At 69.8% G+C, this 13,638-nt stretch carries 17 protein-coding genes; 12 read left to right on the top strand and 5 right to left on the bottom strand.

Annotated elements, in window-relative coordinates; translation table 11 throughout:
* The first annotated feature begins 48 nt into the window (after nucleotides 1-48).
* From AB0O15_RS13355 to AB0O15_RS13320, 8 genes are all read left to right on the top strand, one after another.
* Nucleotides 49-852 carry a caspase family protein gene (locus AB0O15_RS13355; RefSeq protein WP_364317977.1) on the top strand — a complete coding sequence of 268 codons (804 nt, stop codon included), beginning with the start codon at nucleotides 49-51 and terminating at the stop codon, nucleotides 850-852.
* Between the two features lie 85 nt (nucleotides 853-937).
* Entirely contained in the window at nucleotides 938-1,102 is a 165-nt protein-coding gene (locus AB0O15_RS13350) for a hypothetical protein (protein ID WP_364317976.1), read from the top strand.
* Nucleotides 1,103-1,173: 71 nt separating this feature from the next.
* Nucleotides 1,174-1,515, top strand: a complete 342-nt coding sequence (locus tag AB0O15_RS13345) for a YbaB/EbfC family nucleoid-associated protein (protein WP_364317975.1) — start codon at nucleotides 1,174-1,176, stop codon at nucleotides 1,513-1,515.
* Complete coding sequence (locus tag AB0O15_RS13340) at nucleotides 1,512-1,838, top strand: hypothetical protein (protein ID WP_364317974.1); 327 nt, start codon at nucleotides 1,512-1,514, stop codon at nucleotides 1,836-1,838. The genes AB0O15_RS13345 and AB0O15_RS13340 overlap by 4 nt, the downstream gene beginning before the upstream one ends.
* Before the next feature lie 23 nt (nucleotides 1,839-1,861).
* Nucleotides 1,862-2,425, top strand: coding sequence for a type VII secretion system-associated protein (locus AB0O15_RS13335; protein WP_364317973.1), 564 nt, complete (start codon nucleotides 1,862-1,864; stop codon nucleotides 2,423-2,425).
* 52 nt (nucleotides 2,426-2,477) lie between these two features.
* Nucleotides 2,478-3,734: a hypothetical protein gene (locus tag AB0O15_RS13330; RefSeq protein WP_364317972.1), complete on the top strand. Its 1,257-nt coding sequence runs from the start codon at nucleotides 2,478-2,480 to the stop codon at nucleotides 3,732-3,734.
* Nucleotides 3,735-3,818: 84 nt separating this feature from the next.
* On the top strand, nucleotides 3,819-5,045 hold the full coding sequence (locus tag AB0O15_RS13325; protein ID WP_364317970.1) for a prolyl oligopeptidase family serine peptidase: 1,227 nt from the start codon (nucleotides 3,819-3,821) through the stop codon (nucleotides 5,043-5,045).
* A 13-nt stretch (nucleotides 5,046-5,058) separates the two neighbouring features.
* Nucleotides 5,059-5,298 (top strand): GNAT family N-acetyltransferase, encoded by a 240-nt coding sequence (locus AB0O15_RS13320; protein ID WP_364317969.1) that lies wholly within the window; start codon nucleotides 5,059-5,061, stop codon nucleotides 5,296-5,298.
* Nucleotides 5,299-5,300: 2 nt separating this feature from the next.
* Here AB0O15_RS13320 and AB0O15_RS13315 read toward each other — a convergent pair whose 3' ends face one another.
* From AB0O15_RS13315 to AB0O15_RS13305, 3 genes are all read right to left on the bottom strand, one after another.
* Nucleotides 5,301-5,600: a hypothetical protein gene (locus AB0O15_RS13315; RefSeq protein WP_364317967.1), complete on the bottom strand. Its 300-nt coding sequence runs from the start codon at nucleotides 5,598-5,600 to the stop codon at nucleotides 5,301-5,303.
* 110 nt (nucleotides 5,601-5,710) lie between these two features.
* Nucleotides 5,711-6,649, bottom strand: coding sequence for a TIGR03557 family F420-dependent LLM class oxidoreductase (locus AB0O15_RS13310; protein ID WP_364317965.1), 939 nt, complete (start codon nucleotides 6,647-6,649; stop codon nucleotides 5,711-5,713).
* 44 nt (nucleotides 6,650-6,693) lie between these two features.
* Nucleotides 6,694-7,707, bottom strand: a complete 1,014-nt coding sequence (locus AB0O15_RS13305) for a LacI family DNA-binding transcriptional regulator (RefSeq protein ID WP_364317963.1) — start codon at nucleotides 7,705-7,707, stop codon at nucleotides 6,694-6,696.
* 142 nt (nucleotides 7,708-7,849) lie between these two features.
* Here AB0O15_RS13305 and AB0O15_RS13300 point away from each other — a divergent pair, with 142 nt between their 5' ends.
* The 3 genes from AB0O15_RS13300 to AB0O15_RS13290 are packed head-to-tail and all read left to right on the top strand — an operon-like array spanning nucleotide 7,850 to nucleotide 10,964.
* Entirely contained in the window at nucleotides 7,850-9,214 is a 1,365-nt protein-coding gene (locus AB0O15_RS13300) for an extracellular solute-binding protein (RefSeq protein ID WP_364317962.1), read from the top strand.
* Nucleotides 9,211-10,080, top strand: coding sequence for a sugar ABC transporter permease (locus tag AB0O15_RS13295; protein ID WP_364317960.1), 870 nt, complete (start codon nucleotides 9,211-9,213; stop codon nucleotides 10,078-10,080). The genes AB0O15_RS13300 and AB0O15_RS13295 overlap by 4 nt, the downstream gene beginning before the upstream one ends.
* Nucleotides 10,077-10,964: a carbohydrate ABC transporter permease gene (locus tag AB0O15_RS13290; protein ID WP_364317958.1), complete on the top strand. Its 888-nt coding sequence runs from the start codon at nucleotides 10,077-10,079 to the stop codon at nucleotides 10,962-10,964. Before AB0O15_RS13295 ends, AB0O15_RS13290 begins: the two co-directional genes overlap by 4 nt.
* 224 nt (nucleotides 10,965-11,188) lie before the next feature.
* On the opposite strand, the gene AB0O15_RS13285 is transcribed toward AB0O15_RS13290, so the two are convergent.
* Nucleotides 11,189-12,181: a helix-turn-helix domain-containing protein gene (locus tag AB0O15_RS13285; RefSeq protein ID WP_364317957.1), complete on the bottom strand. Its 993-nt coding sequence runs from the start codon at nucleotides 12,179-12,181 to the stop codon at nucleotides 11,189-11,191.
* A gap of 71 nt (nucleotides 12,182-12,252) precedes the next feature.
* On the opposite strand from AB0O15_RS13285, the gene AB0O15_RS13280 reads away from it, so the two are divergent.
* Nucleotides 12,253-13,308, top strand: a complete 1,056-nt coding sequence (locus AB0O15_RS13280; protein ID WP_364317956.1) for a saccharopine dehydrogenase NADP-binding domain-containing protein — start codon at nucleotides 12,253-12,255, stop codon at nucleotides 13,306-13,308.
* Here AB0O15_RS13280 and AB0O15_RS13275 read toward each other — a convergent pair.
* Nucleotides 13,226-13,606, bottom strand: a complete 381-nt coding sequence (locus AB0O15_RS13275) for a PPOX class F420-dependent oxidoreductase (protein WP_364317954.1) — start codon at nucleotides 13,604-13,606, stop codon at nucleotides 13,226-13,228. The two genes, AB0O15_RS13280 and AB0O15_RS13275, sit on opposite strands and share 83 nt — an antisense overlap.
* Between the last annotated feature and the right edge of the window lie 32 nt (nucleotides 13,607-13,638).

Here is a 13,638-nt window from a genome sequence, read left to right as displayed (position 1 = left end):
TCGACCAGTGACGTCTGTCAATAGCCGAGCCGTTCGTCAGACAGGAAGGTGAATGACTCGGAGCAGCGACGATATGTCATCACCTTGGGGACGGGCCGGTTCCGCGAGCCGGGGGCAGCGCCACTCCCCGGCGTTGACCACGACCTGGAGGCGGTGGCTCGTGTGTTCGCGGACTTCGGATACCGCCAGGCGCTGCGTGGCCTCGGCGAGTACGAGTCCGCCGACTCCATCCGGCAACGGCTGAGATTCTGGTGCCGCGACGAGTCCATCGGCGACGATCTTCTGGTGGTCTACTTCGCCGGCCACGGTGTCGTCGACGACCGGCACTACCTGATGTGCTGGGACACCGATCCCGACGACCCCGCCGGGACGGTACTGCCCACCGAGGAACTGGTGCGCGTCCTGGTCAACGGGGGAGTACGCCATCTCCTGCTGATCATCGACACCTGTTACGGCGGCGTGGGCGCGGCCGAGGCCGTGCAGATCGCTCTGCGGCGGGTGGCGAAGGCCCTGTCCGGCGATCAGTGGACGAACCTCTGGTTCCTGACGTCCGCGCGGTCGCAGGAGCCGGCGTACGACAAGGCCTTCGCCAAGGCGCTGCCGGCGGCGCTCACCGCCGTCACCGGGCGGAGCGGGCAACGGCAGGAATTCCTCGACGTGCACGACCTGGTCGGCGAGATCAGCTCCATCTTCGGCCGCCGAAAGCTGGACCAGCGGGCCGAGCTGGTGCTGGCCCGAAGCTTCGGCGTGGCGCCCTTCCTGCCCAACGGCCGATATCGCGCCGAGCTGCCGCCGCTCGGCACCGACCTGGAGACCCAGCACCGGGCCGCGGCCCGCGGTCCGGACCGGTGAGCCGGTCACGGTCCCGTTCACGAGGCATCCCCTGTACATCAACGACCTCCTGGCGTGCAGCCTGGCCGGCCGAGACCTGCTCTGCGTGGCCAGTGAAGACGGCGCGGTGCGGATCTGGGATCTGACCAGCGAGCGCCTGATGACCGAACTCAACCTGGAGGCGTCGATCACGGAACTGGCGCTCGCCCCGGGCGGTCTGCTGTGTGTGGGAACTGATTCCGGTCTGGTCGCAGTAGTTCTGGAGCCCTGACACCGAGACGTCGGTGACCGCAACCGGCCAACGCCGGTGACCCGCGCCCGGGGATCTCCACACTCGACGGCATGGAGGAGTCGAGGATTCGGCGGCTCGCCGACTCGGTGCGGGCCGTGCAGCAGGGCATGGCGGGAATCAGTGCCCGCGCCGAGTCGCCGGACGGGCTGATCATGGTGGTGGTCGGTGCGCGTGGTGAGTTGCGGGAGTTGCGGCTCGATCCGCGCATCTACCGGCAACCCGACTCGCGGGCCCTGGCCCGGGGAATCACCGCCACGCTCGAGGCGGCCACCGCGGATGCTCAGCGGCAGGTGTTCGAGCTGGTGCGTGACCTGCTGCCGGCCGGCGCCACGGCACGCGAGGCCGACCTGGACTTCGATCCGTTCCTGCACCAGGTCAAGGCGTTCCGATGACCAGCCCGGACGGCCTGGATCGGTACACCGCCGATCGGTCGGCGATGGACCGGATCGACGGGCACGGGCGGGAGTTCGGCACCGCCTGGGGGGCCCAGCACACGATGATCACGACCGGCGAGGGCGGCATCCGCACGGGTACCCTGGCCGACATCTTCCAGCGGCAGTACGAGGCCGCGGAGGCGATGAAACAGTCGGCCGCCGGGGTGCCGGGCACCTGCGCCGACATGGCCGGCCTCGGTCACGTCTGCGCCGACCTGTACGACCAGGGCGAGGACAATGCGGCGCGGGGCTTCCTACGCGTACGGCCGGTGGACCCCTGAGACGAGAGAGGAAACCTGGGCGAGTGGATCCCGAACCCGACCTTCCGGCCGAGCTGAGCGGGCCGCCGGAGATCACCGACGAGCTGCGTGAACGGGCCCGCCGGCAGCCCGGCGCGTGGCTGTACGTGCTCGATCCCGCGGTCGACCCGGACGGGCGGGTGCCGGGCTGGGCGGTCCGGGGCGGCTTCCACGTGGACGCCGCCGGTGAGCTGGGCGAGTACCGCGCCAACCCGAACTACCGTCCGTCGCCGCAGGCGCTCCGTCTGCCCGTACCCGGGAATGCTCTGGAGGCCGCCCTGCAGCGAGCCGCCACCAACACGGGGCCGGAGGAGTCGTTGCTGGACGCGGTCCTGGACGGGGAGTTGTTCCTGTTCGCGCGGGAGCCCGGCGGCACCGACCTCTACGTGCGGGACGGGACGGTGCAGGCGTACACCTCGGAGCAGGCGCTGCCGCCGGCCTGGACGCAGTGGCAGCGGCGCACCGGCCGGGAGATCGCCGCCGCGCTGGCCGGCAAGTCCTTGCAGCTCAACCCGGGTGGGCCGGTCAGTGTGACGATCCCGGGCGCCGACCTGGCCGCGCGCGCCTGACCGCAACCGGCCACCGGCCGGGGCGAGGGCCGGAAATCTCCACAATCGAGGGATGGGGATCGCACGTCCGGCGGACGGGTTCGGCTTGTGGACCGCGGTCGAGGGCATGGTCGAGTGGCCGGAGACCGATGAGGATGTGGTCGCGCAGCTGGCCACGGGGTGGGCGGGCGCGCGGGACGCGTTGACGACGGCCGCGACCGGGGTCGAGGACGCCGGCCGGATGTCGCTGGCGAGCTGGCCCGACCAGGTGGGGCAGGACTATTCGGCGAAGGTGCAGGACACCGGCCGGTTGCACGCGCTGGCTTCGGGGATGGGTACGGCCGCGGCCCGCGCCTCGAGGTTCGAGCAGGCCGTCCGCGGCACGAAGACGGAGTACGTGAACAACATCGCGGCCAACGCGCCCCTGTACGGGTTGATGAGCCTGCTCCCCGAGCCGCTGCGGACGACCTTCCAGAACGACTTCGCCGCCGGTGTGGCCACCAATCTCAACGGGGTGCTCGCCGCCAACGCCGACGCGATGTCCGGGGGACCCGGGGACGACGACGAAGACGGCTTCTTCGAGAGCGTGGCCAAGGGCGCCAACAACGTCGGTGAGGGCCTGTACGAAGCGGGCGAGGCCGCCGAGGACTGGCTCCGGGACACCGCGAACGAGGGCTGGAACACCCTCGACGAGGCGGGCCTCACGCCGGGCTGGCTCGACGACCTGCAGGACGGCGTCAACGCGTTCGGCGAGAAGATCGACGAGTTCGGTGACGGGATCTTCGGGCCCGGGAACCCCGTCGACGAGGCGTTCGAGGAGGCCGGCCGCCAGCTCGACGGCGTGGTCGCCCCGCCGCCGGACCCGCGGCTCGCGGTGGCCGTCAACGACAGCGTCGCGGTGGACGACATCCAGCCGACGCCAGTCTGGCGGGACTCGGCCGAGCCGCTCTACCGCGTGGACGCGCGCAACCCGGAGGACATCTTCAAGCAGGGGTTCGGCCCCCGGGACGCGACCAACGTGGACCTCGGCCGGTATGTGTTCGAACCGCCCGCGCACAACCGCTCCGCGTTCGTCGGCACCACGCGCAACCCGGAGCTGCAGAGGGACTGGCCGAAGCCGACCTACCGCTACACCCTGATCGTGCCGGGTGGCATCGACGTCGAGGCGACCCTGGCGAACATCGGCCTCACACCGCCCAAACCCAACGAGAACGAGATCGCCTTCCCGGGCGGCGTCAAGTTGCGCTACATCGCCGGGGCCTATCCGGTCGACGCCAACGGGAAGTTGGGCGACTGGATCCAGAACCCGAAGTTCGACCCCGTCGGCTGACTCTTCCGGTGCTCAGTGGATCTGTGATAGACCGATCTCGATGCAACACGCTGGAAACACAATGATCACGACGAGGAGTCTTCTGTGGCCGTCAGTCGTCGTTCCGTTCTGGCCGTGGGCGCGGGTGCCGTCGCCGGCCTCGCCCTGCCCGGCGCCGCTCTCGCCCAGGCGGCGCCGTCCATCAGCCGGAAGCTCCGGTTCCGCCTCGACGCCGAGGTGCTCGACGGCGGCGAGCAGGTCGTCTCGATCACGCTCGCCGCGGCCAAGCTCGGCCCGATCGACCGGTCCAGCCTCACCACCGGCAGCTTCACCGTGCACGCCAAGGCCAGCAGCCCGCTCGCGGCCGGCGACACCGTGCTGGGCACGTACGACCTCGACCGCGCGGTGACCGCCGTCAAGGTCGACAACGCCGGCGACATCGTGCTGGAGCTGAGCTACGCCGAGGGCCAGACCGGCGGCGCCACGCTCGGCTGGGCCGCGGCCCGGGGCCGCAACGTGCGCTTCGACCTGACCTACACGATCACCCAGAACGCGCCGATCCGGCTGCGTGACGGCCGCTCGGTCACGGTCAGCGAGTTCGTGCAGGGCCGGCTGGTCAATCCCGAGGTCGACTCGTTCAGCTACCGCACCTCCCGCTCGGGCATGAAGTATCGGCTCTACTCGCCGGTGCGCCACGCCGGCAAGCGCCCGCTGATCGTCTGGCTGCACGGCGGGGGAGAGGGCGGGTCGCTGCCCGCCTACTACGACAACGAGACGCAGCTGCGCGCCAACCGTGGCGCCCTGGGCTTCGTCACCCCCGAGGCGCAGCGGATCTTCGGCGACGCGTACGTGGTCGCCCCCCAGAGTCAGTCGTTCTGGCTGGAGGACGGCGACCGCTACGCGCCGCAGATCCTCGAGATCATCAAGGCTGTGGTACGCACGCAGCAGATCGACACCGACCGCATCCACGTGGTCGGCTGCAGCAACGGCGGCTTCATGAGCCTGAAGATGACCACCGAGTACCCGGACACGTTCGCGTCCTCGGTGCCGATCTGCGCCGTCGTCCAGGAGCGCTTCACCGACGCCGAACTGGCCGCCATCGACACCCCGACCTGGCTGGTCGCCTCCCGCGACGACACCACGGTCCCGCCCAACCCGAACACCGTCCACGCCCACGACGTGATCCCCGGCTCGATCATGAGCCTCTACGACACGGTCACCTGGAACGGCTACCGCTTCCCCGGCCACTGGTCCTGGATCTACGTGGCCCGCAACGACCCCAGCCACAACGGCCAGCACGTCTGGCAGTGGATGGCCCGCAAACACCTCTAGCGTTGGCCTCGTCGTGCACGACAGCACCTCGGCGCTCGATCCGGTCTGCCTCATGCAGGATCTCTTCGTCGACCCGGACGCCCGGGCCGGCGGTGTCGGCGCCGCCCTCATCGACTGGCTGCGCGCCGAGACCGCGGCGCGCGGCTGGTCGGCGCTCTACTGGCACACCCGTGAGACGAACTACCGGGCCCGCGCGCTGGACGACAAATACACGCCTCACAGCGGCTTCCTGCGCTACACCCTGCGCGAATGACCTCAGGCCACCCGTGGCGTCCGGCTCACATCGCCCGTCTGGTCCGGCGGCGGCGACGTCTCCACGACGTCGTCGGGCACCGACGGGGTGGCGGCCGACCGCTCGACGTGGGACAACAACGCGACCAGCCGGCTCACGTCCGGGACGCCGAGCTGGAAGGTGCCCTTGCACACGGTGTCGGCCCACAGCGACACCACGACCGCGCCGCGGTCCTCGTGGTAGCTGACCCGCATCCTTCGGTCGCCGCCGCGCATGTCGGTGAAGAGATCACCCACGGCCGGCATCGGAAAGACCTCGCCCATCTCCGCAGTCTCGCCGATCGGCGACGCCCAGTAAAGATCAGTCGCGCGGTCCTGCTCCCAGCCCTCCCGGCGCTCGGCGTCGGTCTGCTCCCACCAGGGGGTCGGAGGGCCTACAGGAACTCGCGCCGGTACAGGTCGATCAGCTCGGTGTAGTGCGAACCCATGTTGGCGATGTACACCTCGTCGAAGCCGGCCTTCTCGTACGCCTGGAGCTGGGCGGCGTGCCCGGCCGGGTCGGGCCCGCACACGATCGCGTCACGCACCATGTCCTCGGTGACCAGCTGGGACGCCTGCTCGAAGTGCCGTGGTGACGGCAGCACCTGGGACAGCTCGCCGGGCACGCCGCTGTTGGGCCACAGGCGGTGCGCCTCGCGTACCCCCTCGGCCTCGGTCGGAGCCCAGCAGCCCTTGAACCCGCCCTGTACGGGCTTGTCCCCACCGCCCAATTCGCGGAACTTACGAACCAGGTCGCCGTCGGGCATCGTGGAGACGTAGCCGTCGCCGACCCGGGCGGCCAGCTCGATCGCCTTGGGCCCGAAGGCCGACACGTACACGGCCGGCGGCTCGGCCGGCCGCGTGTAGATGCGCGCCTGGTCGACCTGGTAGTGCCGGCCACGGTGGGTGACGAAATCACCCTTCCACAGCTCGCGCATCACCTCGATCGCCTCCTCGAGCATCTCCAGCCGCTCGTCGGCGAAGGGCCACCGGTCGCCGTTGATGTGCTCGTTGAGCGCCTCGCCGGTGCCCACCCCGAGCACGAACCGGCCGTCGTGCATGACCGCGCTGGTGGCCGCGGCCTGGGCCGTGATGGTCGGGTGGATCCGCATGATCGGGCAGGTCACGGCCGTGGTGATCGGGATGTTGACGACCTGGCTGAGCGCGCCGATGATCGACCACACGAATGGGCTCTGGCCCTGTTCGTCGTTCCACGGGTGGAAGTGGTCGGAGATCCACAGGCTCTGGAAGCCGGCCTCCTCGGCGGCCTTGGCCTGCTCGATGAGCTGGGCGGGGGTGTATTCCTCACATGACAGGAAGTAGCCGATACGCATGGCGGGGGAATACCCCGCGCGACGCCGGACATGCCGGTCAGTTGTCAGGCCGGGGCGCCGCCGCGGATGAGCAGGGTGGTGCGGTGCACCGAGCGCCGGGGCGGGCCGTGTGCGCCGCCCATCCGCGCGAACAGCAGCTCGGCGGCGTGCGCGCCGAAGGCGGTGGCGTCGTAGGTGACCAGCGCGACCGGGTGAGGGAGCAGGTCGGCCAGCTCGACGTCGTCGAAGGCGGCCACGGCGATCGTCTCGGCCGGCTGGATCTCGTGCAGGGCGTGCAGCAGGCCCACGCACATGCGGTTGTTGTCGGCGAAGATCGCGTCGATGCCTTGCGTCGCGGTCGAGCAGAGCAGTTCGGTCGCGGCGTCGTGGGCGTCGCGGACGGTGTGGGCGTTGAGCCGGACGACGGCCCGGTCGTAGGGGAGGCCCGCCCGTTTGAGCGCCTCCCGGTAGCCGGCCAGCCGATGCTTCCCGGTGGTCACGTTGGGGTCGCCGCCGATGTAGGCGATCCGCCGGCAGCCCTGGGCGATCAGGCTCTCCACCGCGCCCCGGGTGCCGCCCCGGTTGTCGAGCACGACGGCGTCGGCGGGCACCCCGGACGGCGTCCGGTCGAGGAACACCATCGGCGCCCAGCGCCCCAGCTCGGTGTGCAGCTCGTGCTGGGTGTGCGCGGCCGGCACCACGAGCAGGCCGTCGACCCGGCGGCGGAGCACCAGGTCGCGCAGCAGGTCGCGTTCGCGCTCGTAGCTCTTCCGGGTGCTGGCCACCACGAGCATGTGCTGGTGGCGGCGGGCGATCTCTTCGGCGCCGTCGGTGACCGCCGACCAGAACGGGTTGGCCGCGTCGTCGATGACCAGGGCGATGGTGTCGGTGTTCTGCCCGGGGCGCAGCGACCTCGCGGCCTCGTTGCGTTGAAAGCCCAGGTCGGCGATGGCGCGCTCGACCGCGGCGCGGGTCTCCTCGCGGATGTAGCGTTCGTTGTTGACCACCCGGGACACGGTCGCGGGGCTCACCCCTGCTGCCCGCGCGACGTCGTGCATCGTGGGCCGGCGCTGTGCCACGCCTCCTCCGAAAGATCATTCGTCACAGCTGTTGCGCTGGTCACGCTATCTGATTACGTTTTCAGAGAACGTTAACAGAGACGATACTCAATTGATCTTGAACCGGTAACCACCTGATCGGGTCGACATGTGAGGGGTCCTGATGCGGCTCAAACTCGTCCTTGCCGCGCTGTCGGCAACGGTTCTCGCCGCCTCGGCCGCCGGCTGCGGCGGCGGTGACGACGGCGGCGGCGCCGACGGCAAGACGATCACCATCGCGTACCAGAAGTTCGGGTCCTTCATCCAGCTGGACAAGCAGCTGCAGGACGTCAAGAAGGAGTACGAGGCCGCACACCCCGGCTACACCGCGAAGCTGGTGCCGATCGAGGCGTCGGAGAACGACTACTACACCAAGCTCTCCCTGATGAATCGGTCGCCCAAGACGGCGCCGGACGTCATGTACGAGGACACGTTCCTGATCAACACCGACATCCAGGCCGGCTTCCTGGCCCCGATCGACGAGTACCTGAGCGGCTGGCCCGACTGGGCCCAGTTCACCGACGCCGCGAAGGCCGCCGGCAAGGCGCAGGACGGCAAGACGTACGGCGTACCCATGGGCACCGACACCCGCGCCCTCTGGTACGACAAGGGCATCTTCCAGAAGGCCGGTCTGACCGTGCCGTGGGAGCCCAAGAACTGGAACGACATCCTCACCGCGGCGCGCGCCATCAAGCAGAAGGTGCCCGGCGTGACCCCGCTGAACGTCTACTCCGGCAAGGGCGCCGGCGAGGGCGCGACCATGCAGGGCTTCGAGATGCTGCTGTACGGCACGAAGCACACCCTCTACGACGACGCCCAGAAGAAGTGGATCGTGCAGAGCCCCGGCTTCAACGACTCGCTGGGCTTCATCAAGACGATCTTCGACGAGAAGCTCGCGCCGGCGCCGCAGGACGCCCTCGACCCGAACTGGGGCACCAAGGTCAACACCGAGCTGTTCCCGACCGGCAAGCTCGGCATCAGCCTCGACGGCTCCTGGGTCAGCAGCACCTGGCTCGAGAGCGGCAGCAAGCCGTGGCCCGAGTGGAACGACAAGCTCGGCTACACCGCGATGCCCACCCAGAACGGCGACGCCCCCGGCAAGATCAGCATGTCCGGCGGCTGGCTGCTCTCGGTCGGCGCCAACTCCAAGGACAAGAAGGCCTCGTTCGACTTCGTGGCCACGATGCTGAACAAGGAGAACACCAAGAAGTACGACATCGCGGCCGGCCAGATCGCCGAACGCAAGGACGTGGCGGCCGACCCTGAGTACCTGAAGTCGAACCCGTCGCTCAAGTTCTTCACCGACCTGGTCGAGGTCACCAAGTTCCGCCCGGCGTACCCGGACTATCCGAACGTCTCCAACGGCATCCAGGTCGCCATGGAGTCGGTGATGACCGGCCAGCAGTCGGTCGACGAGGCCGCGAAGACGTTCGCCGAGTCGACCACCTCGGCGGTCGGCGGACCGGACAAGGTGACCAACGCGCAATGACGACCTCCACCGCCCCGCGGGCAGCCAGGATCGGGGCGTTCGCCCCGGCCCTGCTGCTGCTCGCGGTGTTCTTCGCCGGCCCGCTGATCTGGGCCGTGTACAGCGCGTTCACCGACGTCGCCCTGACCGGCTCGGCCGAGGTCAACTTCATCGGGGTGGACAACTTCACCACGATGTGGCGTGACGCGCAGTTCTGGAACTCGCTCTGGCTGACGCTGATCTTCGTGGTCGGCTCGGCCGTGATCGGGCAGAACACCCTCGGGCTGCTCATCGCCCTGCTGCTGCGCGGCCGTAGTCAGGCCGCCCGCGGGCTGGTCAGCGGCCTGGTCATCGCCGCCTGGACGGTGCCCGAGGTGGTGGCCGGCTTCTGCTGGTACTCCTACCTGCACCGCGACGGCACGCTGAACGGCATCCTGGGCTGGGTCGGCCTCGACCAGAACTGGCTCTACACGACGCCGATGCTGGCGGTCATCCTGGCCAACGTCTGGCGCGGCACGGCGTTCTCGATGCTCGTCTACCAGGCCGCGCTCAACGACGTGCCGCCCGAGCTGCACGAGGCGGCCGCGGTCGACGGCGCCTCGGCCTGGCAGCGCCTGCGAAGCGTGACCCTGCCGCTGATCCGCCGCTCGATCGTCAGCAACCTGATGCTCATCACCCTGCAGACCCTGGCCGCGTTCGGCCTGATCTACGTGATGACCAAGGGCGGCCCCGGCAACAAGAGCTCGACCACGCCGATCTACATGTACCAGGAGAGTTTCCAGTTCTACAAGCTCGGCTACGGCACGGCGATGGCGTTGGTGCTGCTGGTGATCGGGGCGATCTTCTCGCTCATCTACGTACGCCTGATCAAGGTGGACAACCTGTGACGACAACCCTTGCCCCGCCGCCCGTGAAGGCGAAGACCAGGCCCACGGCCGACCTGACCATGCCGGGCCGCGGCCCGCTGCGGTTCGCCGTCTACCTGGTCCTGCTGATCGTCGCGATCGCCTTCTTCCTGCCGTTCCTGTGGCTCGTGGTGGCGTCGGTCCAGCCCGGCGCTGCCCTGTCGGCCGACATCACCTGGGAGTTCTCGTTCAAGAACTTCGCGGACGTGCTCAACGTCGAGACCATCTTCCGCCCGGTGCTCAACTCGCTGATCATCTCCGGCGGCACGGCGCTGATCACGGTGTTCGCGGCCACGCTGGCGGCCTACCCGCTGTCGCGTTACCGCAGCCGCTTCGGACGGATGTTCCTCTACGGCATCCTGTTCTCCACCGGCCTGCCGATCACCGCGGTCATGGTGCCGGTCTACACCATGTACAGCCAGTTCGAGCTGACCGACTCGGTGCCCGCGCTGATCCTGTTCATGGCCGCGTCGAGCCTGCCGTTCGCCATCTGGATGATGAAGAACTTCATGGACTCGGTGCCGGTCGAACTCGAGGAGGCGGCGTGGACGGACGGCGCCGGCTGGTTCCAGTCGCTGCGCCGGATCATCCTGCCGCTGATGATCCCCGGCCTGACGGTGGTCTTCGTCTTCACCTTCGTCACCCAGTGGGGCAACTTCTTCGTACCGTTCATCCTGTTGCAGAGCCCCGAGAGCCAGCCCGCCTCGGTGACCATCTACACGTTCTTCTCCACCTACGGCCAGGTCGCGTACGGCCAGCTCGCCGCCTTCGCGATCCTCTACACCCTGCCCGTGGTGCTGCTCTACACGGCCATGTCCCGCGTCTTCGGCGGCGCGTTCAGCATGACCGGAGCGGTCAAAGGATAGTTTCTAGGCGTTGCCGGAAGGGCCAACAGCAAGATCAAGATCAGGCTTGAGTACGCCTGAACAAGCACCCAACCGCAACGGCCGAGTCCCGCCATCCTCCGGATCCAGGTGGTGGGTCCCGGCCGTTGCCGCGTTCCGGCCGACCAGCGCGAGAAGGCCTCGTACTCCGCCACCCGAGGCGTCCCGTCCGAGCCGAGAATCACGAACGTGACCTGTGTCGTGAGCTACTTCTGGCCCCCGGGCGGCCGTGACCCGGACTGCCCCGAGTGCGGAGGGCGGAACGTGCGGCGGTAGGTGTCCGGGGGTACGCCGATCGTGCGCTGGAAGTGGCGGCGCAGGGTGGTTGCCGTACCCATGCCGGCGGCCGCGGCGATGGTGTCGACGCTGTCGTCGGTGGTCTCCAACATCTCCTGCGCGCGGCGGATCCGCTGGGTGAGCAGCCACCGCAGCGGGGTGGTGCCGGTGACCGCGTGGAAGTGGCGGGTCAGGTGGCGTGCGCTCAGGTTGGCCTGGCGGGCCAGGTCGTCCACGGACAGCGGCTGGTCGAGCCGCCGCATCGCCCAGGGCAGCAGGCCGGCCAGGGCGTGGCCGTCCTGGGCCGGCACCGGCGTGGTGACGAACTGGGCCTGGCCACCGGCCCGATGGGGCGGCACGACGAGGAGGCGGGCGACCACGTTGGCGATCGCCGAGCCGTGGTCGCGGCGGACCAGATGCAGGCACAGGTCCATCGCCGCCGCCTTGCCGGCGGACGTGAGCACCCGGCCGTTGTCGACATAGAGCACGTCCGGGTCGACCGCGATCCGCGGATAGCGGGCGGCGAGCAGCTCGGTGTGGGCCCAGTGGGTGGTGGCCCGCAGCCCGTCCAGCAGCCCGGCGGCGGCGAGCACGAACGCGCCGGTGCACAGCGACACCACCCGCGCGCCGGCCTCGTGGGCCGCGCGGACCGCCTCGACCAGGTCGGCCGGCGGCTCATCGTCCACGTCGGCCAGGGCCGGGACGATGACCGTGCCGGCCCGGGCCAGCCGGTCGAGGCCGCAGTCGGGCTCGACCAGGAAACGACCGGCCCGCACGGCCCGATCACCGCAGATCGTCACGTCGTACCAGGGGACCCGCACCGCGTCCGGCGCGGAGCCGAAGACCTCGTAGGCCATGGCCAGCTCGAAGTGCAGCATCCCGTCGGTGGCGGCGACGGCGACGGTACGCGGACCGGAACTCATGTCCGGAACTGTACGGGTCGTGTCGTTCCGGACACTAGTCGCCGGACGGCGGGGCGGTCACGCTGACAGCCATGGAGAAAAGCGTTGCCGTGTACGGCGCTTCCGGGCACACCGGGCGGTTCGTGGTCGCCGAGTTGAGTGGGCGCGGCTACGTCCCGCTGCTTCTCGGCCGTGACCGGGACAAGCTCGCGGAATCTGAGGTGCGGCCGGGGCTCGAGGTGCGGCCGGCGGCGGTCGACGATCCGGCCGCGCTCGACCGGGCGCTGCGCGACGCGGCCGCCGTGATCAACTGCGCCGGCCCGTTCGCCACGACCGCCGCCCCGCTGATCGAGGCCGCGCTGCGGGCCGGGATCCCGTACGTCGACGTGGCAGCCGAGATCGAGGCCAACCGGGACACGTTCCAGCACTTCGCCGACCGGGCCCGTGCCGCGGGCACCCTGGTGGTCCCGGCCATGGCCTTCTTCGGTGGCCTCGGCGATCTGCTGGTCACCACCGCGATGGGCGACTGGACGGCCGCGGACGAGGCGCACATCGCGTACGGCCTGAGCAGCTGGCGCCCCACCCCGGGCACGCTTGTCGCGGGCGCGGTCTCAGGCCGGCGACGCAACGGCCGCCGGGTCCGCTACACCGGCGGACGGCTGCGCTACCACGACGACGCCCTGCCCACCGTGACCTGGCCCTTCCCCGCCCCGCTGGGCCCCCAGCCGGTCATCGCCGAGTTCACCATGGCCGACGTCGTCACCGTCCCCAGCCACCTGGCCGTCCCGGAGATCCGCACCTACATGACCGCCAACGCGGCCGCGGACCTGTCCGGTCCGGAGCGGGTCCGCGAGGCCGAGACCTTCGTCGTCGACGTCCTGGTCCGCTCGGGCGCCGAGGAGCGCCGGGTGGTCGCTTCCGGCCGGGACATCTACGCCGTCACCGCCCCGCTCGCGGTGGAGGCGGTCGACCGCATCCTGACCGGCCGGACCGGAACCACCGGCGTCGCCTCGGCCGGCGCCGCCTTCGACGCCCCGGATTTTCTCGGCGCCCTGGCCCCGAGAATCAGAACGACACCACGATGCCGATCATCGGCGGCCGGCGAAGTCGCAGCAGGCGGGCGAACCAGTTACCCGCCCGCGACATGACGTATCGGCCGGCCAGCAGCTTCCGGGCCTTGGCCGTCCCGTCGTCGTCCAGCACCCGGGCCGTTCCGGTGGCGCTCGGCGCATCCGGCGCCACCACCCCGCGCAGCGAGCACGGCACGACGGTGACCTGCGGGTTGTTGCGGATCCGCTTGACCTTGAACGAGGCCGCCTCGGTCACGATCCACAGTTCACCGTCGTGCGGCACGTGCCAGACCGGCGTACTCACCGGTGTGCCGTCCTTGCGATAGGTCGTCAGGCTGACGTGCTTGCTGCGGAGGATCTCGTCGGCCAAGGTCATCCGGTCAGCCTACCGAGCCGAAGCGTGATTCG

The sequence above is a fragment of the Actinoplanes sp. NPDC089786 genome, from assembly GCF_040684855.1.
Classification (GTDB): Bacteria; Actinomycetota; Actinomycetes; order Mycobacteriales; family Micromonosporaceae; genus Actinoplanes.
Note: the sequence above shows the minus strand (reverse complement) of the source record. Positions and strands in the feature narration are given on the sequence as shown.